Annotated in this window: 20 protein-coding genes; 3 read left to right on the plus strand and 17 right to left on the minus strand. The window is 73.1% G+C overall.

Features of this window, described 5'->3' with window-relative positions:
- Positions 1–4: 4 nt before the first annotated feature.
- The 5 genes from AB7F12_RS05000 to dapE all read right to left on the minus strand — a co-directional run bounded on the left by AB7F12_RS05000 (position 5) and on the right by dapE (position 4,415).
- Positions 5–952 carry a glucosyl-3-phosphoglycerate synthase gene (locus AB7F12_RS05000; protein WP_428501316.1) on the minus strand — a complete coding sequence of 316 codons (948 nt, stop codon included), beginning with the start codon at positions 950–952 and terminating at the stop codon, positions 5–7.
- Positions 949–1,764: a dihydropteroate synthase gene (gene folP, locus AB7F12_RS05005; protein WP_428501331.1), complete on the minus strand. Its 816-nt coding sequence runs from the start codon at positions 1,762–1,764 to the stop codon at positions 949–951. Before folP ends, AB7F12_RS05000 begins: the two co-directional genes overlap by 4 nt.
- Before the next feature lie 74 nt (positions 1,765–1,838).
- Positions 1,839–2,438 (minus strand): TIGR00730 family Rossman fold protein, encoded by a 600-nt coding sequence (locus AB7F12_RS05010; protein ID WP_428501317.1) that lies wholly within the window; start codon positions 2,436–2,438, stop codon positions 1,839–1,841.
- Positions 2,438–3,202 carry a TIGR00730 family Rossman fold protein gene (locus AB7F12_RS05015; RefSeq protein ID WP_428501318.1) on the minus strand — a complete coding sequence of 255 codons (765 nt, stop codon included), beginning with the start codon at positions 3,200–3,202 and terminating at the stop codon, positions 2,438–2,440. The genes AB7F12_RS05010 and AB7F12_RS05015 overlap by 1 nt, the downstream gene beginning before the upstream one ends.
- 145 nt (positions 3,203–3,347) lie before the next feature.
- Positions 3,348–4,415: a succinyl-diaminopimelate desuccinylase gene (gene dapE, locus AB7F12_RS05020; RefSeq protein WP_428501332.1), complete on the minus strand. Its 1,068-nt coding sequence runs from the start codon at positions 4,413–4,415 to the stop codon at positions 3,348–3,350.
- 145 nt (positions 4,416–4,560) lie between these two features.
- On the opposite strand from dapE, the gene dapD reads away from it, so the two are divergent.
- Both dapD and AB7F12_RS05030 read left to right on the plus strand, forming a co-directional pair.
- A complete protein-coding gene (gene dapD, locus AB7F12_RS05025) occupies positions 4,561–5,496 on the plus strand; it encodes a 2,3,4,5-tetrahydropyridine-2,6-dicarboxylate N-succinyltransferase (RefSeq protein ID WP_428501319.1) in 936 nt (311 codons plus the stop codon).
- Positions 5,497–5,541: 45 nt separating this feature from the next.
- Entirely contained in the window at positions 5,542–6,546 is a 1,005-nt protein-coding gene (locus tag AB7F12_RS05030; RefSeq protein WP_428501320.1) for a CHAD domain-containing protein, read from the plus strand.
- Here the strand turns inward: AB7F12_RS05030 and AB7F12_RS05035 are convergent.
- The 3 genes from AB7F12_RS05035 to fdxA are packed head-to-tail and all read right to left on the minus strand — an operon-like array spanning position 6,503 to position 9,187.
- Complete coding sequence (locus tag AB7F12_RS05035) at positions 6,503–7,735, minus strand: CynX/NimT family MFS transporter (RefSeq protein ID WP_428501321.1); 1,233 nt, start codon at positions 7,733–7,735, stop codon at positions 6,503–6,505. The two genes, AB7F12_RS05030 and AB7F12_RS05035, sit on opposite strands and share 44 nt — an antisense overlap.
- Positions 7,736–7,745: 10 nt before the next feature.
- The gene (gene dapC / locus AB7F12_RS05040; RefSeq protein ID WP_428501322.1) at positions 7,746–8,864 is read right to left on the minus strand and encodes a succinyldiaminopimelate transaminase; all 1,119 of its coding nucleotides are present in this window, start codon (positions 8,862–8,864) and stop codon (positions 7,746–7,748) included.
- Positions 8,861–9,187: a ferredoxin gene (gene fdxA, locus AB7F12_RS05045; RefSeq protein ID WP_428501323.1), complete on the minus strand. Its 327-nt coding sequence runs from the start codon at positions 9,185–9,187 to the stop codon at positions 8,861–8,863. Before fdxA ends, dapC begins: the two co-directional genes overlap by 4 nt.
- 136 nt (positions 9,188–9,323) lie before the next feature.
- On the opposite strand from fdxA, the gene AB7F12_RS05050 reads away from it, so the two are divergent.
- Positions 9,324–10,334 (plus strand): GNAT family N-acetyltransferase, encoded by a 1,011-nt coding sequence (locus AB7F12_RS05050; RefSeq protein ID WP_428501324.1) that lies wholly within the window; start codon positions 9,324–9,326, stop codon positions 10,332–10,334.
- 72 nt (positions 10,335–10,406) lie between these two features.
- Here the strand turns inward: AB7F12_RS05050 and AB7F12_RS05055 are convergent, their stop codons facing one another.
- From AB7F12_RS05055 to typA, 9 genes are all read right to left on the minus strand, one after another.
- Positions 10,407–11,159, minus strand: coding sequence for a hypothetical protein (locus AB7F12_RS05055; RefSeq protein ID WP_428501325.1), 753 nt, complete (start codon positions 11,157–11,159; stop codon positions 10,407–10,409).
- Positions 11,159–11,512: a hypothetical protein gene (locus tag AB7F12_RS05060; protein ID WP_428516786.1), complete on the minus strand. Its 354-nt coding sequence runs from the start codon at positions 11,510–11,512 to the stop codon at positions 11,159–11,161. The genes AB7F12_RS05055 and AB7F12_RS05060 overlap by 1 nt, the downstream gene beginning before the upstream one ends.
- Positions 11,509–12,387, minus strand: coding sequence for an N-acetyl-1-D-myo-inositol-2-amino-2-deoxy-alpha-D-glucopyranoside deacetylase (mshB, locus tag AB7F12_RS05065; protein WP_428501328.1), 879 nt, complete (start codon positions 12,385–12,387; stop codon positions 11,509–11,511). The genes AB7F12_RS05060 and mshB overlap by 4 nt, the downstream gene beginning before the upstream one ends.
- Positions 12,388–12,508: 121 nt before the next feature.
- Positions 12,509–14,602, minus strand: coding sequence for a dipeptide ABC transporter ATP-binding protein (locus tag AB7F12_RS05070; protein WP_428501329.1), 2,094 nt, complete (start codon positions 14,600–14,602; stop codon positions 12,509–12,511).
- On the minus strand, positions 14,602–15,576 hold the full coding sequence (locus tag AB7F12_RS05075; protein WP_428501330.1) for an ABC transporter permease: 975 nt from the start codon (positions 15,574–15,576) through the stop codon (positions 14,602–14,604). Before AB7F12_RS05075 ends, AB7F12_RS05070 begins: the two co-directional genes overlap by 1 nt.
- Before the next feature lie 43 nt (positions 15,577–15,619).
- Positions 15,620–16,552 (minus strand): ABC transporter permease, encoded by a 933-nt coding sequence (locus AB7F12_RS05080; RefSeq protein WP_428502034.1) that lies wholly within the window; start codon positions 16,550–16,552, stop codon positions 15,620–15,622.
- A 70-nt stretch (positions 16,553–16,622) separates the two neighbouring features.
- Positions 16,623–18,326 (minus strand): peptide ABC transporter substrate-binding protein, encoded by a 1,704-nt coding sequence (locus tag AB7F12_RS05085; protein ID WP_428502033.1) that lies wholly within the window; start codon positions 18,324–18,326, stop codon positions 16,623–16,625.
- A gap of 233 nt (positions 18,327–18,559) precedes the next feature.
- Positions 18,560–20,437, minus strand: coding sequence for an ABC transporter substrate-binding protein (locus tag AB7F12_RS05090; protein ID WP_428502032.1), 1,878 nt, complete (start codon positions 20,435–20,437; stop codon positions 18,560–18,562).
- Between the two features lie 74 nt (positions 20,438–20,511).
- The gene (gene typA, locus AB7F12_RS05095; protein ID WP_428502035.1) at positions 20,512–22,395 is read right to left on the minus strand and encodes a translational GTPase TypA; all 1,884 of its coding nucleotides are present in this window, start codon (positions 22,393–22,395) and stop codon (positions 20,512–20,514) included.
- Between the last annotated feature and the right edge of the window lie 293 nt (positions 22,396–22,688).

Below are 22,688 nucleotides of genomic sequence, written 5' to 3' on the forward strand. Positions count from 1 at the left end.
GCCATCACACCACGGGCCCCCGACGGACGGCATCGCGCACCTCCCTCATGGGCGGCCGTTCGATCCCGGTGATCTCCCGCGGCTGCGGGACCCACTCCCCGTCGACCTGCACGAACTGCACGAGCGGCGCCCCGCTGTCGTGCGCGGCCGAACGGCGCAGCGCCGTCGCGGTGATCTGGCGCGCCATCGCCCCGAGCTGCAGCAGCGAGCGGTTGCGGTGCTTGCGCACACCCAGGTTGACCTGCGCGATCGCGTCCATACCCCGGGCGTCGAGGGTGTCGATGAGCAGCCCGATCTCCACGCCGTAGTCGGTGGCGAAGGGCAGCGTCTCCAGCAGCTCGCGGGTCGCCGCGTACTCCCCGCCGAGGGGCTGGACGACGGCCGTCAGCGGCGGGCGCAGCGCCGCCAGCAGCGGCCGGGCCACCAGCTCGGTGACGCGGCCACCACCGTGGTCCAGCGCCTGCGCGTCGCCGACCTCCAGGCGCAGCGGCCGCCGGTAGAAGCCCTTGACCAGGCCGACGCCGTCCTCGGCCAGCAGCGGCCCGAGCAGCGCGGGCACGAAGCCGGGATCGACGTCGACCAGGTCGGAGTCGATGAAGCACAGGACGTCGCCGACGGTCGCGGCGAGCGAGCGCCACAGGACCTCGCCCTTCCCGCCCACCGGCTCGAACCCGGGGAGGACCTCGTCACGGGCGACGACGCGGGCGCCCGCCGCCGCGGCCACGGCCGCGGTCCGGTCGGTCGACCCGGAGTCCATGACGACGAGCTCGTCGACCAGCGGGTCCGGGCCCGCCGCGAGCGGCGCGATCGCCGCGACGACCCCGCCGACGGTGGCCTCCTCGTCGAGGGCCGGCAGCACGACGGAGACACGGCGTCCGGCCTTGGCCGCCACCAGGTCCTCGACCGACCACGGCGGGCGCTGCCAGGTGCGGCGGGCGAACCAGTCGGTCATGCGAGTGCCCTGACCGTGCGCGCCGGCGGCCGGGTCCCGGCGATGGCCGCGACCATCTCGACGACCCGCCGGGTCGCCGCGACCTCGTGCGCCCGGAACATCCGCGCGCCGGCCGCGGCGGCGAGCGCGGTGGCCGCGAGCGTGCCCTCGAGGCGCTCGGTCACCTCGGCCACCCCGAGCGTCTCCCCCACGAAGTCCTTGTTGGACAACGCCATCAACACCGGCCAGCCCGTCGCGACCAGCTCGTCGAGCCGGCGCAGCAGAGCGAGACCGTGATAGGTGTTCTTGCCGAAGTCGTGCGTCGGGTCGACCAGGATGCCCTCGCGCGGCACCCCCATCGCGACGAGCCGTTCCGCCTGCCCGGTGACCTCGTCGATCACGTCGGTGACGACGTCGGCGTAGCGCACCCGGTGCGGGCGCAGCCGCGGCACCGCCTTGCCCGTGTGCGAGCACACGATGCCCGCGCCGGTGGCGGCGGCGACCTCGGCGAGGGTGGGGTCGGTCCCGCTCCAGGTGTCGTTGAGCAGGTCGGCCCCCTCGGCGACGGCGAGCCGCCCCACCTCCCCCCGCCACGTGTCGACGCTGATCACGACGTCGGGATGGCGGTCGCGGACGGCCACCACGAACGGCACGACGCGGCGGACCTCCTCGTCCACGTCGACGTCGGGCCCCGGACCCGCCTTGACCCCGCCGATGTCGATGACGTCGGCGCCCTCGGCGACCGCGCGGTCGACGGCGGCCATCGCGGCGTCGTCGGAGAACGTGGCGCCACGGTCGTAGAACGAGTCCGGGGTGCGGTTCACGATGGCCATCACCAGTGCCCGGTCGCCCGCGACCGTGCGGGTGCCGAAGCGCAGCACGGAGCGGTCGCGGACGCCGTCGATCGTCACGACATCGATGCTGTCACGTCGCGGGACGGGGCGCAGGCGTCCAGCGCCAGCGTCACGTCCGTGGCGACGAGCAGCCGCTCGATCGCGGCTCCGCCCGCGAAACCGCGGTCGACGAGCCCGCGGACCCAGTCCAGCAGCCCGGCCCAGTGACCGTCCGGGTCGAGCAGGACGACGGGTTTGTCGTGCATGCCCAGCGTCGCGGCCGTCCAGACCTCGAACAGCTCCTCGCACGTGCCGATGCCGCCGGGCAGCGCGAGGAACGCACCGGCGTGCGCCTCCATCAACGCCTTGCGTTCGCGCATCGTGTCGGTGACGACGAGCTCGTCGGCCGCGGTGTCGGCCACCTCCCGGTCGACCAGCGACCGTGGGATCACCCCGAGGGTGCGCGAGCCGCCCGCCCGCGCCGCCACGGCGACCGCGCCCATCATCGACACGCGCCCGCCGCCGGACACCAGGTCCCAGCCGCGTTCGGCCAGCCCGCGGCCGACGTCGGTGGCCAGGTCGATGTAGCGCGCCGGCACCGACGACGAGGACGCGCAGTAGACGGCGACGCTGAACCGCGTGCCGCTGGGCCGGTTCGTGTGCGGGGCTGCCATCAGTGCACGTCCTCCCACGCCCGGTAGGCCTCGTGCACCACCTTGACCGCGTCGTCGACGTCGTCGGTGAGGTGCAGCAGCGCGACGTCCTTCTCGCCGACCTTCCCGCCGTCGAGGACGGCGCCGGCGATCCAGTCGTAGAGGCCCTTCCAGTAGTCGACGCCCAGCAGGACGACGGGGAACTTCGTGACCTTCTTCGTCTGCACCAGAGTGAGGGCCTCGAACAGCTCGTCGAGCGTGCCGAACCCGCCGGGCAGGCACACGAACGCCTGCGAGTACTTCACGAACATCGTCTTGCGCGCGAAGAAGTAGCGGAAGTTGATGCCGAGGTCCACCCAGTCGTTGAGCCCCTGCTCGAACGGCAGCTCGATGCCGAGACCGACGGAGAAGCCGCCCGCCTCGCTGCAGCCGCGGTTGGCGGCCTCCATGACGCCCGGCCCGCCGCCGGTGATGACCGCGAAGCCGTTGTCCGCCAACGCCGCGCCGAGCTGCACCCCTTGTTCGTACTCGGGGTGGTCGCGCGGGGTGCGGGCCGACCCGAACACCGTCACCGCGCGCGGCACCTCGGCCAGTGCGCCGAAACCCTCGACGAACTCCGCCTGGATGCGCAGCACCCGCCACGGGTCGGTGTGCACCCAGTCCGACGGACCCCGCGAGTCGAGAAGTCGCTGGTCGGTGGTGGTGGACTCGTTGCGGTGCTCTCGGCGCAGCACCACCGGGCCGCGCTGCTTCTCCTCGGGTCGACGACCCCCACTTGCTGTCATCAGACCACGATACGGACGGGTCGCCGCGCGCGATCGACGACGCGGCGACGGACGGGTGAACCCCGGCCGGACGGGTGGCGCGGGCTCGTGGACCACGGTCGCCGGGCCCGGCGGTCCGGGCGCCGGGGCCGCGGCGGGCAGGCCCTCAGCCGCCCGCCAGGAACCGGCGGAGCACGTCGGTCGCGTCACGGATCTTCGCGACGTCCACGTGCTCCTCGCGGGTGTGGGCGAGGTTCGGGTCGCCGGGGCCGTAGTTGATCGCGGGAATGCCCAGCGCGGCGAAGCGGGAGACGTCGGTCCAGCCGTACTTGGCTCGGGGTGTGGCGCCGGTGGTGGCGAGGAACTCCTGCGCCGCGGGGGCCGCGAGACCGGGCAGGGCGCCGGGCGAGAGGTCGGTGACCTCGACGTCGAACCCGTCGAGGACCTCCCGCACGTGGGCGACGGCCTGGTCGGCGGAGCGGTCGGGGGCGAAGCGGAAGTTGACGGTCACGACGGCCTCGTCGGGCACGACGTTGCCCGCCACGCCGCCCGCGACCTTCACCGCCTGCAGCCCCTCCCGGTACTCGCAGCCGTCGATGTCGACGCGGCGCGGGCGGTACGCCGCCAGCCGGGCCAGCACCTCGCCGGCGCGGTGGATCGCGTTGTCCCCCAACCAGCTCCGGGCCGAGTGCGCCCGCCGGCCGGTGGTGCGGACCTCCGCGCGCAACGTCCCCTGGCAGCCTGCCTCGACCATGCCGTCGGTGGGCTCGCCGAGGATCGCGAGGTCGGCGCGCAGCCACTCCGGCAGCTCGCGCTCGATGCGGCCCAGCCCGTTGCGCGCGGCCTCGATCTCCTCGCAGTCGTAGAAGACGACGGTCAGGTCGTGCGTGGGCTCGATCAGCGTCGCGGCCAGGTGCGCGATGACGGCGTCACCCGCCTTCATGTCCGACGTGCCGCAGCCGTAGAGGGTGTCGCCGTCGCGGCGGGAGGGGACGTTGTCGGCGATCGGGACGGTGTCGATGTGCCCGGCCAGCAGCACCCGCCGCGCCCGGCCCAGGTTCGTCCGGGCCAGCACCGAGGCCCCCGAGCGGACGACCTCCAGGTGCGGGGCCTGCGCCCGCAGCGCGTGCTCGATCGCGTCGGCCAGCGCGCCCTCGTCGCCGGAGACGCTCGGGACGTCGACCAGCGCGGCGGTGAGGGCGACGGGATCGGCGGTGAGGTCGAGCGTCGGCACAGTCGTCGTCACGCCCGGGGACGCTACCCGGCGCCCCGGGTCGTGCAGGAACGGCACTTTCCCGCAGCTCAGTTGCGGGAAAGTGCCGTTCCTGCAATCCGGGGCGGACTGCCGGCCGCGCGCCGCCAGCCGTTACCGTTGCGGGGTGAGCACCGCATTCCGCACCGAGTCCGCATCCGGCACGGGCCTGGCCACCGTCACCAGCGACGGGACCGTCCTCGACGTCTGGTACCCGGCCCCGGCGCTGGGATCCGACGCCCCCGACACCTCCGCCGACCTCGCCCCCGTCGCCGGTGACGACGACGCCCGTGGCGTCTCGGTGCAGATCGTGCGCACGACGATCGGGTCGCTGGCCGACGCTCCCGTCGACGCCGCCGACGTCTACCTGCGACTGCACCTGCTGTCGTGGCGGCTGGTCCGCCCGCACGAGGTCAACCTCGAGGGCGTGTTCGGGCTGCTCGCCAACGTCGTGTGGACCAACCACGGGCCCTGTATGCCCAAGGGCTTCGAGGCCGTCCGCGCCCGGTTGCGCGCCCGCGGGCCCGTCACCGTGTACAGCGTGGACAAGTTCCCGCGGATGGTCGACTACATCGTCCCGCCGGGTGTGCGGATCGCCGACGCCGACCGCGTCCGCCTGGGCGCGCACCTGGCCGAGGGCACCACGGTCATGCACGAGGGCTTCGTCAACTACAACGCCGGCACGCTGGGCGCGTCGATGGTCGAGGGCCGCATCTCCGCGGGCGTCGTGCTGGGCGAGGGCGCCGACCTGGGTGGCGGCGCGTCGACCATGGGCACGCTGTCGGGCGGCGGCAAGCAGGTCATCTCCGTCGGCCCGCGCTGCCTGATCGGCGCCAACGCGGGCATCGGGATCTCGCTGGGCGCCGACTGCGTCGTGGAGTCCGGGCTCTACGTCACCGCCGGGACCAAGGTGTCGCTGCCCGACGGCACCGTCACCGCGGCGCGCACCCTGTCGGGCCAGGACGGGCTGCTGTTCCGGCGCAACTCCCGGACCGGCGCGGTCGAGGCGCTGCTGCGCACCGGCGAGGGCATCACGTTGAACGCCGCCCTGCACGCCAACTGAACGTGTGACCGGTTCGTTCATCCTCCTGCCCTAAGGTCTCCCACCGTGTCGCCCGCTCCCACGCGTCCCGCTCCCCGGGTCCGCTCCGACGTCACCCACCTCCTCGAGACGCAGAACGCGCTGGTCGCCGCTCCGGGCGCCTCACCGGTGCACCATGTCCGGGTCGCGCTCGACACCCGGCTGCGCGCCCTGATCGAGCACGATCCCGGGACGCGCAGCGGCGAGGACATCGAGGACCTGCACCAGATGCGGGTGTCGGTGCGCCGGATGCGGGCCGCGCTGCGGTCGGCCCGCCCGCTGCTCGACGCCCAGTGGGCCGACGCGCTGCGCGTCGAGCTGGGCTGGTTGGGCGGTGCGCTCGGCCCGGTCCGCGACCTCGACGTCATGCTGCTGCGGCTGCGCGGCGAGGTCGCGACGCTGTCGCAGGCCGAGGCGGAGGCGGGCCAGGTCCTGGTGGCCGAGCTGGAGCGCGAACGCGAGCAGGCGCGTGCCGAGATGCTGGCCGCGCTCGACGCCCCCCGTTACAGCGCGCTGCTCGAACGCATCGCCGACGCGGTGCGGCTGCCGCTGCCCACGCCGTCGGCCATGCAGCAGCAGCCCGCCCTCATCGACCTCGTCCGCGTCGAGGCCCGCAAGCTCGCCAACGCCGTGAAGAAGGCCGGCCCCGACCCCGAGGACGAGACGCTGCACGCGCTGCGCATCCTGGGCAAGCGGGTCCGCTACACCGGCGAGCTGGTCGAGCCCAGCCTGCGCGGCACCGCGCAGGGCAAGCAGGTCAAGCAGCTGCTGGCGGCGACGGCCGACCTGCAGGAGGTCCTCGGGGACCACCAGGACGCCTGCGTCGCCGAGCAGCGCATCCGGGAGGTGCTCGACCGGCTCGGCGAGGCCCCCGACGCCGACGGCGCGCTCGACGCCCACGTGGTGTTCGTCGCCGGGCGCCTCGTGGAGCGCGAACGGCACCGCGCCGAGGCCAAGCGGGCCGAGTGGTGGGACGCGTGGGTGGGCGTCAGGGACCGGGCTGCGACGCTGGGCCGGCCGGCCTCGGGCTGACCGGGCGGCCGCGCGGCTCGTCACCGATCCGCCAGATCGCACCGGCCTGCAGCAACCCGCCCGCGACGAGGACGGCGATCGCGGCGCGGTAGCCGCCGGTGACGTCGATCAGCAGGCCCATGAGCAGGGGCGCCAGCCCGGCCGCGACGTAGCCGACGCCCAGCGCGAGCCCGCTCACGGCGGCGCTGGCGTGCCCGTCGGGGGTGCGCCAGGCGATGACGGCCAGGCCCAGCGGGAAGCCGGCCCCCACCCCGATGCCCATCAGCACCGCCCACCCCCACGGGCCGACGCCGGGGATCTGCGGCACCAGCATGGCCCCGACGGTTCCGGCGATCCCGCAGGCCACCGTCGCCCCGGCCCAGAACCGCCACCGGCGGTGCCGCTCGGCCAGCGCCGGGACCAGCAGCGCCGCCGGGATCTGGGTGACGCTCCACGCCGCCAGCAGCACCCCGGCCCGCTGCGCGCTCCAGCCCTGGCCCTCGTAGTACGGCGCGAGCCAGGTGATCCAGCCGTAGAACATCGTCGACGTGCCCGCCTGGTAGCAGGCGCAGCGGCGGGCGAACGCGTCGCGCCAGGGCAGCGCGAGCCGCGGCGCGGCGGCCGCCGGCTCGGAGATGTGCCGGGCGATCGGCAGCCACACCACGAAGGCGAGCACCGCGGGGACCGTCCACACCGCCATGGACCAGGACCAGCCGCCGAGGCCCACCGCGATCGGGACGGCGATCGCCGACGCGACCGTCGCGCCCACCATCATCGACACGACGTAGCCGCCGGTCACCGCCCCGGCCCGGTCGGCGAGGTGGTGCTTCACGACGCCGGTCAGCTGCACCCCCGCCAGCCCGATACCCAGCCCGATGAGCAGGCTCGCGACGACCAGGGTGGGCAGCGCGGGCACCGCACGCAACAGGCTGCCCACGGCGATCAACGCGACGGACCAGCCCAGCCCCCGTTCGCGACCGGTCCGGGCGCTCACCGCCGGCCCGACGAACGACCCGACGGCCATCATCAGGATGGCGCCCGACTGGACGAGCCCCGCTGCGCTCGCGCCGACGCCGAGGTCGTCGCGGACGCTCTCGATCAGCGGTGGGTAGCCGGCGAGCGGCGCCCGCAGGTTGGCCGCCACCGCCAGGACACCCAGCAGGACGACCCCCGCGCCCACCCGCTTCGTCGGGGGCCCGGCGCCGTTCACCGCGACCGCCTCACCGCGTCAGGCGCTCCACGGCGGCGTCGATCCGCTCGTCGCTCGCGCTCAGCGCGACCCGGACGTACTCGTCGCCCGCCGGGCCGTAGAACTCACCGGGTGCCACGAGGACACCCTGCCCGGCGAGGTCGTGGACGGTGTCGCGGCCCGGGCGCCCCTCGGTGGCCCACAGGTACAGGCCGGCACCGGAGTGCTCGATGCGCATCCCGCGCGACTCCAGCGCCGCGCGCAACCGGACACGGCGCGCGTCGTAGAGTGCGCGCTGCGCGTCGACGTGTGTGTCGTCGGCCACCGCCGCCGCCATCGCGGCCTGCACGGGGTGCGGCACGATCAGCCCGGCGTGCTTGCGGATCTCCAGCAGCCGCGACACCAGTGCCCGGTCCCCCGCGACGAACGCCGCCCGGTACCCGGCCAGGTTCGACGTCTTCGACAGCGAGTGCACCGCCAGCAGACCGGTGTGGTCGCCGTCGCACACGTCGGGGTGCAGCACCGACACCGGCGCCGGATCGGACACCCCGGGCAGGGCCAGGTAGCACTCGTCGGACGCCACGATCGCGCCCCGCTCACGGGCCCACGCGACCACCTTGCGCAGATGGTCGACGGGCAGGACGCGGCCCGTCGGGTTCGACGGTGAGTTCAGCCACACCAGGCTCGTCCGCCGCGGCCCGATGCCCAGCAGCCCGTCGGAACGGACGAAATCGGCACCCGCAAGCCGCGCCCCGACCTCGTAGGTCGGGTACGCCAGCTCCGGGATCACGACGAGCTCGCCCGCGCCCAGCCCCAGCAGCGTCGGCAGCCACGCGATCAGCTCCTTCGAGCCGATCGTGGGCAGCACCGCCGCCGGGTCGAGGCCGAGGACGCCGAACCGGCGCGCCAACGACCCGGCGATCGCCTCACGCAGCGACGCGGGGCCGTGGGTCGTCGGGTAGCCCGGGATGTCGGCCGCCGGGCCGGCCAGCGCGGCACGCACCACGGCCGGGACCGGGTCGACCGGCGTACCGATCGACAGGTCCACGATCCCGCCGGGATGCGCCCGCGCCAGCTCCTGGTCGTCCGCGAGGGAGTCCCAGGGGAAGTCCGGTAGGCCGGTCCGGTCGACCGTCCCCGCGGAACTCACTCGTCGTGCGACTGGGGCGGCAGCGTGAGGGCCGGGCCGGCGTCACGCGCGACCTTGCCGACCTTCGACGCGCCACCGGGCGACCCGAGCTCGTCGAAGAACTCGGCGTTCGCCTTCTGGTAGGCGCCCCACTGCTCCGGGACGTCGTCCTCGTAGTAGATGGCCTCGACCGGGCAGACCGGCTCGCAGGCACCGCAGTCGACGCACTCGTCGGGGTGGATGTACATCATCCGCCCGCCTTCGTAGATGCAGTCCACGGGACACTCTTCGATGCACGCCTTGTCGAGCAGGTCGACGCATGGCTCGGCGATGACGTAGGTCACTTCGAAGTCCTCCACTCGGGACAGCAAGACTGCTGCCAGTATCCCTTGCCGCACTGATCGTCCCAGGGTGGGCGACGATCCGGCTGTCAGATTAACCCGGCGGCCCCGCCGCCCGTGGGGAGAGGATTGCCTCACCATGTCCGACGCGCCCCCACCGGGCGGACCCGGCGACCTCCGGCTCGACGGTCTCGTCGGGTCCCGCGTCGCGTTGCGCCACCGCATCGGCGAGCGTGACGGCCGCCCGTTGTTCACCGACGCCGTCGGCACCCTGTCCGACGGCGGCGTCCGCGACGGGGTCGCGACCGTGACGATCGCCACCCGCCGCGGCGACGTCGTCGTGGCCCGCGACGCCGTCGTCGCCGTCCGGGAGGTGCCCGCCGCCGTGCCCCGCCGGGCGCCGCTGACCGACGTCGCACGCCTGCAGAACCTCTGCGCCGACGCCTGGCCCGCCCTCGCCGAGCGTCCCCTCGGCGCGTGGCGGCTGCGGGCGGCCGGCGGGTTCAGCGGGCGCGCCAACGCCGCCGTCGCGGTCGGCGACCCCGGCGTCGGTACCGCGGCGGCCCTGTCGATCGTCCGTGGGTTCGCCGAGGAGCACGGCGTCGCGCCCCGCGTGCTCGCGCCCACGGGGTCACCGTGGTCGCGCGCCGTCCGCGCCGAGGGCTGGCTGGCCGACGCCGGCCACGAGCCCGGCCCCGAGGTGTCGACGCAGGTCGCGGCGTGTGAGGTCCTGGCCGCCGACACCCCGCTGTCGTGCTCGGACGCGCCGTCCGACGGGTGGTGGCGCACGACCGTCGGCGGTCCGCCCGGTGCGGCGCAACGGCACGTCCTCGCCGGCGCCGGGGACCGGATCGCGCACCTCGGGTTCGGCGTCGCCGGCGATCCGGCCGACCCGGACGCCGTCGTGCGGCTCGCGGTCGTCGACGACCACCTGCACCTCTCGTGCCTCGCCGTCACCGCGACGGGGCGCCGGCGCGGGACGGGCACCGCGCTCGTCGCCGGGGCGGCGCGCTGGGGGCTGGAGCGCGGTGCCCGCTGGCTGGTCCTGCAGGTGTCGACGGCCAACCCCGGCGGCCTGGCGTTCTGGGCGGCGCTGGGCACGACCGAGCACCACCGCTACCACTACCTCGTCCCGCCCGGGGACAGCTGACCATCCGCGCGCAACCTCACGGTCGTCCGGAGGTGGATCCGCAGCAGTGCGGTTGCGCGCGGGTCGTCGGGGTCAGACGCAGGCGACGAGCCATCTGTGCGCCTTCTTCGACGCCCGTTTGAGCCCCGACCACTCCCCGAAGTACTTGCCGACGACCCCGACGCCGGGCAGCAACCCGACCGCCTCGTGGTAGAAGCGGCCGTGGGGGCGTTTGTCGAGCTCGTCCTCCACCGCGTACAACGCCCGGCCCATCCGCCACACCGCCGTCGTGACCTTGCGCGCGGTGGAGCGGCCGTCGTCGTCGCGGAGGTCGCCGGTCAGCTCGTCGGCGCGCGCGTCGGCGGCCGCGTCCGCCTTCGCGTCGGCGGTGCGCGGGGCGAGGTCACGCTCGAACAGGATGTGCCCCAGCAGGGCGATGACCTCGTTCTCGTCGGTGACGCCGTGCTCCCCGGCGATCGCGACCAGCAGCAGCCCCTGCCCCGCCGCCCCGACCGTCGACGACACCGGCAGGCTCCGCGCCAGCGCCCCGCCGAGGCCCGGGACGGCGGCGGCGATCGTCGTCACCCGGCCGACGCGGAAGACCCACCACCGGCACCGCTCCTCGACGTCCATCGACGCCCACCGCGACGTCCCCGGCACCTTCGCCGCCGCGAGGGCGTCGAGCAGCCTGTCGTGCAGGGCGCGGTCGGCATCGGCCTCCGGCGCGGCGCGGGCGCGCAGGCCGAACGGGTCGGCGTCGCGCAGCCCCGCGAGGACCGGACGGGCAGCGCGGACGAAGGGCCGCAGGACGGCGACGACCGCGGCGTCGGAGATGGCCTCGCCCATCAGGGCTGCGCCGGCCGCATCGCGATGCCGCGCAACGCCACGAGCCCGGCGCCGATGCCCACGACGGCGAGCAGGAGCGACTGCCAGGTCGCGGGGAGCATCACGTCGCCACCGGGGGCGACGGTGCCCAGCACGCCGATCGTGAGCACGAACGCCACGATCGGCAGCCCGGCCGCGGCGGCCGACCCGAACTCGGCACTCGCACCGCGGACCAGCCACGGCATCGTCACGATCGCGACGACCGTCCCCACCGGCGCCGGTACCGACCCGGCGTAGAGCGGCTGCAGGACCAGCTCGAACGCGGCGAGCAGCACCGAGCACAGCAGGATGAGGACGAGCGTCACGACCTTCACCGGCCGAGCCCCTCGAACAGGTCGGTCTCCGACAGCCCGTGGGGGGCACCGGCCAGGACGTACTCCTCGACGTCGAGCAGCGGCTGCGCGACGTCGTTGCTCATCGCGTAGGCCACGAGCCCGCTGCCCTTCTCCCACACGTACGCCTGCGTGACGTGGGCCCGGATCGCGGCGATGCGCGCCGCGCGCCAGTCGGTGCAGTCGATCCGCGTCGTGATCGTCGCGTCCGGCACCGTCGGCAGCTCCCCCGGTCCGGGCAGCCGGTACGGCAGGCCCGCCTCCGCCGCCAGCTCGGCGAGTGCGGCGTCCATCGTGGACCGGCCGTGGACGGCGAAGTAGACCTTCGCCACCGACGGCACCCGCGCCGCCGCGGCCACGGTGATCTCGTGGGCGCGGACGTGGTCGGGGTGGCCGTAGCCGCCGTCGTCGGCGTAGGTGACCAGGACCTGGGGCCGCAGTTCGGTGAGCAGCTCGACCAGGGCGTCGGTCTCCTCGGCGAGCTTGGCGGGGTCGGCGAAGGCGCGGGGGTGCAGGTCGGCGCGGACGGTGGCGCGGACGCCGCCGTCGCCGGCCAGCGCCATGCCGGAGTCGCGGAACCGGCCGACGCCGCCGAGGTAGCGGTGCCGGGGTCCGCCCAGGGCCGCGACGGCGCCGGCCAGCTCACCGATGCGGTAGCCGCCCAGCTGGTCGCCGCGGTCGGGCGCCAGCTCGGCCAGCTCGGCCGGGATGACCTCGCCCTCCTCGCCGAGGGTGCAGGTCACGACGGTGACGTCGGTGTCCGGGTCGGCGGTGTAACGGGCGATCACCCCGCCGGTTGCGAGGGTCTCGTCGTCGGGGTGGGCGTGCACGAGGACGAGCCGGCGGGAAGCGGTCACGGCGCCAATATCGCAGCCCGCGCCGTGACCCGCCGCCCCGGGACCGCCCCCGGGGAGAGGCGCCCCGGGGCCGGCCCGGTTGTGCCGTTCCTGACGTCTCGGAGGCCCCGGCGCAGCAGCGCTACCTCAGGACCTCGCGTTCGCCCGCGAAGTGGCAGGCCACCTGGTGGCGGTCGGAGCCCGACGCCGACAGCAGCGGCGGGGGCTCCTCGATGCAGCGGCGCTTCTCGTCGTCGGAGAGCTGCAGGTGCTTCCAGCAGCGTGTCCGGAACCGGCAGCCCGAGGGCGGGTCGGCCGGGTTGGGCACGTCGCCGGTGAGCACGATCCGCTCCCGCGAACGCTCGACGGCCGGGTCCGGGATCGGCACGGCCGAGATGAGCGCCTGCGTGTACGGGTGGTGCGGCCGTTCGAAGAGGGCGTCACGGTCGGCGATCTCCACGATCCCGCCCAGGTACATCACCGCGACCCGGTCGGAGATGTGGCGCACCACCGACAGGTCGTGGGCGATGAACAGGTACGTCAGCCCGAACTCCTGCTGCAGCTCCTCCAGCAGGTTCAGCACCTGTGCCTGGATGGAGACGTCGAGGGCGGACACGGGCTCGTCGAGCACCACGAACTTGGGGTTGAGCGCGATGGCGCGGGCGATGCCGACGCGCTGGCGCTGCCCACCGGAGAACTCGTGCGGGTAGCGGTCGGCGTACTCGGGGGCGAGGCCGACGGTCTCCAGCAGGTCCGGGATCGTCGACGAGGTGACCTGCCCGCCGAGCAGCTCGTACTTCTCGGTGAGGATCTGGCGGACCGTCATGCGCGGGTTGAGCGACGCGTAGGGGTCCTGGAAGACGATTTGCATGTCGCGACGGGCGGCGCGCAGCTGCGACTGGGAGAGCCCGGTGACGTCGCGGCCGCCGAGCGCGACGGTGCCGCTGGTGGGCTCGTGCAGCCGCAGGATGGCGCGCGCAGCGGTCGACTTCCCGCAGCCCGACTCGCCGACCAGCGACAACGTGGAGCCCTCGGTGATGTCCAGGGTGACGCCGTCGACGGCCTTCACCTCGCCGACGGTCCGTTTGACGAACGTGCCGACCTTGATCGGGAAGTGCTTGACGAGCTCGTGCACCTCCAGCATGGGGGCGCGTTCGTCGACCGGGACCTCGGCGGTGACGACGGGTGCGGGTTCGCGGGGCCGTTCGTGGGACACCGCGACCTCGTCGGGGTGCACGCACGCGTGCCGGTGCGCCGAGCCCGGCATCGTCGGCACGAGCAGCGGCACCTCGGCACGGCAGGCGTCGGTGGCGAAGGGGCAGCGCGGGTGGAACGCGCACCCCTGCGGGACGCGGGCGAGGTTGGGTGGCTGGCCGGGGATGGGTTCGAGCTTCTCGGGCCGGGCGTGGTCCATCCGGGTCAGGCTCGACAGCAGGCCGTGGGTGTAGGCGTGGCGCGGTGCGGCGAAGATCTCGTCGTTGCCGCCCTCCTCGACCACGCGCCCCGCGTACATGACCATGATCCGGTCGGCGTGGGCGGCGACGAGGCCGAGGTCGTGGGTGATGAGCACGATCGCGGTGTCCCGCTCGGCCTGCAGCTTCTCCAGCAGGCTCATGATCTGCGCCTGGACGGTGACGTCGAGCGCGGTGGTGGGCTCGTCGGCGATGAGGACCTTCGGGTCGTTGGCCAGGGCCATCGCGATCATGGCGCGCTGGCGCATGCCGCCGGAGAACTCGTGCGGGAACTGCGTGGCGCGCAGCCGCGGGTCCGGGATGCCGACCTCGTCGAGCAGCTCGACGGCCCGCTTCTTCGCGGCCATCTTGCCGATGTCCTGGTGGGTGCGGACCATCTCAGCGATCTGCTCGCCGACGCGGAACACGGGGTTCAGCGCGGTCAGCGGGTCCTGGAAGATCATCGCGATGTCCTTGCCGCGCAGGCGGCGCTGCTTCTGCTCGGGCATGTCGAGCAGGGAGCGGCCCTCCAGCAGCACGCGGCCGCTGGGGAAGGTCGCGGGCGGGCTGGGGACCAGGCCGAGCAGGGTCATCGCGGAGACGGACTTGCCCGACCCGGACTCCCCGACGATCGCGAGCGTCTCACCGGCGTCGACGTGCCAGCTGACGCCGTCGACGGCCTTGACGACGCCGCCGCCGGTCCGGAAGTGGACGCGCAGGTCCTGAACCTCCAGCAGGTGCCGCGCCTCGGCGGCGGTGGGGTCGGGCTTCACGTGGCGGGCCATCAGTTGCCTCCCCGCAGCTTCGGGTCGAGCGAGTCGCGCATGCCGTCGGCGACGAACGCGAAGCCGAGCGTCGTGATCGCGATGGCCAGTGCCGGGGCGAGCCACAGATGCGACTTGCCCTCGACCCGCAGGAACGGCGTCGCCTGCGAGATCAGCCGTCCCCACTCGGGCACGTCCGGCGGCACACCGATACCGAGGTAGGACAACGAGGCCATGGCGACGATGACGACACCGATGTTGGTGAACGCGTAGACGAGCACGGGCGCGATGGCGTTGGGCAGGACGTGGCGCATCACGATGCGCCGGTTGTCCGCGCCGATCGAGCGGGCCGCCTCGACGTACTCGGCCTCGCGCAGGGCGAGGACCTGGCCGCGGGTGAGCCGCGCCGTCGTCATCCAGCCGAGCGCGACGAGCGCGACGATCACCGGGGTGACGCCGCCGCCGACGGCCCTGACGATGACGATCGCGCCGACGAGCGGCGGGAACGCCAGGAAGACGTCGATGAAGCGCGCGATGACGGCGTCCCAGGCGCCTCCCTTGAACCCGGCGACGGCGCCGAGGGTGAGGCCGATGAGCAGCGAGAACGCGACGGTCAGCAGGCCGACCAGGATGGCCAGCCGGCAGCCGTAGATGATCCCGGAGAACAGGTCACGGCCCAGCACGTCGGTCCCGAACCAGTGGTCGGCGCTCGGCGGCTGCAGCGTGTTGGCGAGGTTCTGCTCGAACGCGTTGTAGGGCGTCACGTACGGGCCGATGATCGCGAGCACGATCAGCACGGTCACGATCGCGAGCCCGACCATCGCGAGCCGGTTGCGGACGAACCGTCGCCGGATGTCGGCGAACTGCCCGGATCCGCGCGCGCCCAGCGGCACGGTGGTGCCGCCCGCGGGGGCGTCGGGCCCCGGCAGCACCAGAGCGCTGCCCGGGGCGTCGGCGTCGGCGGGGGTTCCGCCCGCCGAGGTGGGAGTGGTCATGTGGTGGGACCGCCCTCAGGAGTCTGTTCGGGACCGCGCCGGCTCAGCTGAGCCGGATCCGCGGGTCGAGGAACGCGTAGAGGATGTCGACGATCATGCTGATCAGCACGTACGCGACGACGCTGAACACGACCACCGCGATGATGATCGGGGCGTTGCTGTTCACGATCGCGCGCGACAGGAGATAGCCGACGCCGTTGTACTGGAAGATCGTCTCGGTGATGATCGCGCCGCCGAACAGCACGCCGAGCGAGACACCGACATAGGTGACGACGGGGATCATCGAGTTGCGCATCGCGTGCTTGCCGATGACGGTCCGCTCGGACAGGCCCTTGGCCCGGGCCGTGCGGATGTAGTCGGCGCGCAGCACCTCGAGCATCGATCCGCGCATGAGCCGGGCGATGAACGCCGCGTCGATGATCGCGAGCGTGAACGCCGGCAGCAGCACCTCCTGGTACCAGGGCACGTCGACCGTGAAACTTCGTGGGACCGAGGGGAAGGGACCCCATCCCGAGACGTTGGCGACGAGGACGACGCCGATGACGAACACGGGGATGCCGATGGCCAGCGTCGCGACGACGGTGACCAGCACGTCCCAGAACGAGTAGCGCTTGATCGCGGCGATGACGCCGGCGATGACGCCGATCAGGATGTCGATGATGATCGCGACGATCGCGAGCCGCACCGTGTTGGGCACCGCCGCCTCGAGCAGCTGCGACACCGGACGGTGCTGGTCGAAGTCGATGCCGAAGTCGCCGCGCACCATGTTGCCGACGTAGATCAGGTACTGTAGCGGCAGCGGCTTGTCGAGGCCGAACTTCTCGCGGTTGGCCTGGGCGATGTCCGGGGGGACGGCTTTCTCCCCCGACGACGCGAAGGGGTCACCGAGCGCGAAGGTCGCCAGGAAGATCAGGAAGGTGGCGGCGAGGATGACCAGGACGGCCTGGACCAGTCGCCGCGCGATGAAGCGAGCCATGTAACCGGCTTTCGACGCACGGAGGGGCGGTTCCCGGCCCGGGTCACGGGCCGGGAACCGCCCCTGACGGTCACTTGAGGGTGATCTCCGACAGCGTCGAGTTCTCCCAGAAGTCCATCCGGACGTTGCCGAACGTCGCGGTGTTCGCCATCCGGAACTGCTGGCGGGCGAACAGCGGGATCAGTGCGAGGTCGTCACCGATCGCGATCTTCTCGGCCTGCTTGTAGAAGTCGTCGCGCTTGGCCTCGTCCTGGGTCGCGGCGGCCTGCGCGAGCAGGTCGTCGAACTTCGGGTTGCTGTAGCGGCCACGGTTGTCACCGACGGCGACGTCCTGCGGCGTGGCGGCACCGATCGCCGCGGTCGACAGCAGCGGCGTCAGGAAGTTGCCCGCCGTCGGGTAGTCGGCGGTCCAGCCCGCCCGGAACAGGCCGCTGGCGTTGGGCTGCTGCTCGTTGACCAGCAGGTCGCGGAACGGCACGCCCGAGTAGGTGACCTTCAGGCCGAGGTTCGTCTCGAGCTGCTGCTTGACCGCCGCGGTCCACTCCTCGTGGCCACCACCGGTGTTGAACTGGAAGTTCACCTCGGTGCCGGGGGTCAGGCCCGCCTTCTGCGCCAGGTCCTTCGCGGCGGCGACGTCGTACTTGCACGCGTCGCAGACGCCCGGCTGGTAGACCTTGTCGAACGACGCCGGGACGAACGCGTCGGCCGGGACCTGCGAGCCCTGGAAGATGCCCTGGGTGATCGCGGCCCGGTCGATCGCCATGGAGACGGCCTTGCGGGCGTCGGCGCTGTCGAGCGGCTTGGTGGTCACCGAGACGAGCAGGTAGTTGATGCCCGCCGTCTTCTTGGAGATCCACTGGTTCTTGGACTCCTGCGCCGAACGCGCCTGCGACAGCAGCGGCGTCGGGATGCGGGCCCAGTCGAACTGGCCGTTGTTGAAGCCGTCGTACTCGGCCTGGATGCCGGTGTCGGCCGGGGTGATGGTGATCTCGACGGCGTCGAGGTTCGCCTTCGGGCCGGCGCCGTAGGTGTCGTTGCGGACCAGCTTGATGCCCTTGTCGTGCTGCCACGGGCCGTCCATCTTGAACGGGCCGTTGCCGATGGGCTCGTCGTTGTAGGCCTTGTTGTCGGCGGCGCCCGCGACGCTCGGGACCGGGGCCAGCGGCGGGGCCGCGGTGCGCAGGTTGAACTCGCAGTCGGGCCGGGACAGGGCGACCTTCAGGCTCGCCGGGTCGGTCGCGTCGACGCCCGAGAGCGACGTCGCGGTGCCGGCCTGCATCTCGTCGAAGCCCTTGACCTCGTTGAGGTGGTAGGCGACGTCGGAGCCCGAGTCCTTGGCCGAGGTGCGCTCCCAGCCACGCTTGAACGCCGCGGCGTCGACGGGCTCACCGTTGGAGAACGTCTGGTTCGGCTTGAGGGTGAACGTCCACGCCGTGCAGTCGGCGTTGGGCTCCCACTTCGAGGCCACACCGTCGTAGACGTCGCCGTTGGGCTTGACGTTGACCAGGCCGGTGAACAGCGCCTTGTTGACGAGGATGCCCTCGGACTCCTGGGCGTTGTACGGGTCGATCGCCGTCGGCTCCGTGATGCCGAGCCGGAACGTCCCACCCGGTTTGCCCGCCACCGGGGGCAGGTCCTGGGTCTCGGGGAACCCGACGGAGGCCTGGCCGCTCCCGCTCGTCCCCGTGTTGGACTTCTGGCTGCACCCGGTGAGGACCATCCCGACCACCGCGGTGAGCGCGATGGCCGAAAGGGCCGCCCTGGATCTCCTCATCGACTCCATGCCTCTCTGCTGACGCTGCCGGTCCGCGGGTTCGCCGCGGCGCCCGCTCGAGCAACCGCCGGTCGCGCCATGTTCGGACGGACCCGCGTATCCCGGACGGTAGGAAGCGCGTTCTGCCTCGTCACGGCCACCGTCATGATCGTGACCAAAGGGTGACTGGTCGGTGACTGTCCGCGACAGCGGTGCGCTACCGCCGGGTAACTTAACCCTCGGAGTTCACCTGTTCAACCCGGGGGCGCGGTCCAGCGTTGCGCACCGGTCAACGGACCCGTACGGAGCGGGCCCACAGAGATCCCCGTGGCGGTGTCCGTCGCGGCGGTACTCGCCACCACGGACACCGGCTGGTACAGCGGGAGCACCGGCAGCTGCGCCCACAGGACCTTCTCGACGACGGCCTGCGTCCCCGGGAGGGCAGTGCCGTCGACCAGGCCGGTGAGCAGCGACTGGAGCGCAGGGAAGCAGAACCGCGTCGGGCTCGTCGCCGCCGTCGCCCCACCCGGGAGGGCGACGGGACAGCCGTAGTCGGAGGCGTACCGCGCGCTGACGTCGCCCCCCACGGGGCGCGGCAGCACCATCACGTCGGCGCGGACCCGGCCGGTCGGCGGCGCCTGCACGGTGGACCCGGTCGTCGTGGTCGACGAGGTGGCGGGCGGGGTGGTCCTCGTCGCGGGCGGGCGCGTCGGCGAGGTCGTGCGTGACCGCGCCGGTGACGTCGTCACCGGGGCCGGGCCCGTCACCCCGGGGGCGGCCGGCTCGGTCGTCGGCGGGGTCGCCGGCACGTCCGGCTGGGCGAACAGATCGGCCGCAGGCGGGGCCAGGACCGTCGCCGTGATCCCGCCCGCGGCCAGCTGCACCGCCACCGCCTGCGCGAGCGCCACGTCCTGCGGGCGCTCCGCCGCGGCCGCCACCACGATCTCCAACGGCTGCCCACCGGTCGTCCAGCGGCCCTGCGCGTCGCGCACGTACCCGGCCGCCAGCAGGAGCCGTTGCGCCTCAGCGGGATCCGGCGTCGCCGGCGCCCCCGCCGGCGCGGTCGAGGCGTAGCCGGTCTCCGACGGGGCGAGCCCGAACGCGTCCGCCGCCGACGCGCCCGGCGCCACCTGCGCGCGCAACGCGCCACGGTCCAGCGTCGCCGCCACCGCCTGGCGGACCCGCACGTCCGACATCGGGCCCACGTCCGACCGGAACCCCAGCCCCGTCACGACGGGCAGCGGCGCGTCCTGCGTCCGCACCGTCGGCCCCAGCGCCGCGAGCAGCTGGCGCACCGTCGGGTCGGCCTCCGGCAACGCCACGTCGAGGTCGCCGGAGCGCAGCTCGTCGACCATCGTGGACTGGTCCACGGCGCGCAGCACGATCCGGTCCAGACCCGCCGGCGTCGCCCAGTAGAGATCGTTGCGCGCCAACACGACCTCGCCACGCGCACGGTCGACCGTCACCACCCGGAACGGTCCCCCCGACGCGGGCATCCCGCCCGCGAGCGCACCCGTCCACGAACCCGGCGCGTCCTTGAGGATGTGCGCCGGCAGCAGCCCCGAGAACAGCTCCTGCCAGTGGTCGTACGGCCTCGCGAACACCACGTCGACAGCCTTGCCACCGGCCCGTGACCGCACGTCGGTGATCAACGAGTACCCGGCCGCGTCGACCGTCCCCGGCTCCGAGCGCATCCGCTCCCACAGGTAGACGAAGTCCTCCGCCGCGATGGGCGCGTTCGACGTCCACGACGCCTGCACGTTGAGCTCGTAGCTCACCGTGAACGGATCGGTCGACGTCACCCGCGCGCTCGTGGCCACCGTCTGGTCCAGGCGCAGCGTGCCGTCGACGTCCGGGCGGAACACCGACGGCAGCACCAACGTCTCCAGCGCCGTCGTCACCGGCGACTGGTGCGCCAACAGGTGCGGGTTGAACCCCGCACCGATCGACTCCACACCGACCGTCACCGTCGAGGGCTCCGGCTGCGCCGGCGTCGTGGTCGCCGGTGAGGGCGGCGGTGTCACCACCCGCGGCGCCGGTTCGTTCACGCAGGCCGCCAGCAGGGCGGCGAGCAGCAGCACGATCAGCGCACGCAACAGACCCGGGCCGACGTCACCGCCCCTGCGTGCCACGCGCTCCTCCTGCGCCCGAGTCCCCCTACCCCCGCGACCATCGTCGCATCGGGGCAGGAGGCCGGTGCGGCGGGTCAGTTGGCGGCCGCTGCCTTGGCCCGGGCACGCGCCCGCCCGCGCAGGTGCGAGTCGAGCTCCACCTTCCGGATGCGGACGTTCTCCGGGGTCACCTCGACGCACTCGTCGTTGGCGCAGAACTCCAGCGACTGCTCCAGCGTCAGGATCGTCGGCGGCGTGAGCTTCACCAGCTCGTCACCGGTCGACTTGCGCATGTTGGTGAGCTTCTTCTCCCGCACGATGTTGACCTCGAGGTCCTCGTTGCGGGTGTACTCGCCGATGACCATGCCGTCGTAGACCTGGGTACCCGGGCCGACGAACAGCACACCGCGGTCGGCCAGCGCGTCGACCGCGTAGGCCGTCACCGGGCCCGACCGGTCGGCGATCAGCGAGCCACGCAGCCGGCTGGAGATCTCGCCGACCCAGGGGCCGTAGCCGTCGAACACGTGGCTGGCGATGCCCGCCCCGCGGGTGATCGTCAGGAACTCGGTGCGGAAGCCGATCAGGCCGCGCGAGGGGACCCGGAAGTCGAGCCGGACCCGGGTGTCGCCGTGCACCATCTGGCTCATGTCACCCTTGCGGGCCGCCAGCAGCTGGGTGACCGCGCCGAGGCTGTCGGTCGGCACGTCGATCGAGAGCTGCTCGAACGGCTCGTGCAGCTTGCCGTCGATCACCTTCGTGACGACCTCCGGCTTGCCGACGGTCAGCTCGAAACCCTCCCGCCGCATCGTCTCGACCAGGATGGCCAGCGCCAGCTCACCACGGCCCTGCACCTCCCAGGTGTCGGGACGCTCGGTGGGCAGCACGCGCAGCGACACGTTGCCGACGAGCTCCGCGTCCAGCCGGCTCTTCACCTGGCGCGCCGTCAGCTTCTGGCCCGGGTGCGGGTCGCGGCCCACCAGCGGCGAGGTGTTGATGCCGATCGTCATCGAGATCGCCGGCTCGTCGACGTGGATGCGCTCGAGCGCGACCGGGTTCTCCGGGTCGGCCAGGGTGTCGCCGATCATGACGTCCGGGATGCCCGCGACGGCGCAGATGTCACCGGCGTAGGCGACGTCGGCCTGCACCCGGGTCAGGGCCTCGGTGCGCAGCAGCTCGGTGATCTTGACGCGGGTGACCTTGCCACCCTCCTGCATCCACGCGACCTGCTGGCCGCGGCGGATCTCGCCCGCGCGGATGCGGCACAGCGCGATACGGCCGAGGAAGTTCGTGGCGTCGAGGTTGGTGACGTGCGCCTGCAGCGGCGCGTCCGGGTCGTCCGCCGGCGCCGGGACGGTGTCCAGCAGGACGTCGAACAGCGGCTGCAGGTCCTCGGAGTCGGGCATCTCGCCGTCGGCCGGGCGGTTGCGGCTCGCGCGGCCGGCACGCCCCGAGGCGTAGACGACCGGCAGGTCGAGCAGGTGCGCCGTCTGGTCCTCGCCGAGCTCCAGCTCGTCGGCCAGCTCGAGCAGCAGCTCCAGCGACTCGTCGACGACCTCCTCGATCCGGGCGTCCGGGCGGTCGGTCTTGTTCACGACCAGCAGCACCGGAAGGCCCGCCGCGAGCGTCTTGCGCAGCACGAACCGCGTCTGCGGCAGCGGCCCCTCCGACGCGTCGACCAGCAGCACCACACCGTCGACCATCGACAGGCCGCGCTCGACCTCGCCACCGAAGTCGGCGTGGCCCGGGGTGTCGATCACGTTGATCGTCGTCCCGTGCCAGTTGACCGTGGTGTTCTTCGCGAGAATGGTGATGCCCTTCTCGCGCTCGAGGTCACCGGAGTCCATCACCCGGTCGACGAGCTCCGCGCGCTCGCCGAACGCGCCGGACGCGCGCAGCATCGCGTCGACGAGCGTCGTCTTACCGTGGTCGACGTGCGCCACGATGGCGACGTTGCGCAGCCCTCCGCGCGAATCCGGCAGGCCGCGGTCCGCGGTAGCCGGTGCAGCGTCGAGGGTGGTCCCAGCTGTGCTCACAGTTAACGGTATCTCGACACGACCCTGGTCCTTCGCCCGGCGTGAGGTTAGGCTCCCCTGACGATGGGCAAAGTGAAGAAGAAGTGCTGCCGTTCCACACCCGAACGGTGCCGCAACTGCCCGGTCGTCGCCAAGCGGTTGAGCCGTGTCGCGCTCGACGAACTGAGCGGGAAAGCGCGCCGGAAGGCGATCGAACGGGCCCGCGTGTACTAGGCCGGACCAGCGGATACGGCGCTCCG

This window comes from Pseudonocardia sp., from assembly GCF_050250275.1.
In the GTDB taxonomy this organism is placed as follows: domain Bacteria; phylum Actinomycetota; class Actinomycetes; order Mycobacteriales; family Pseudonocardiaceae; genus Pseudonocardia.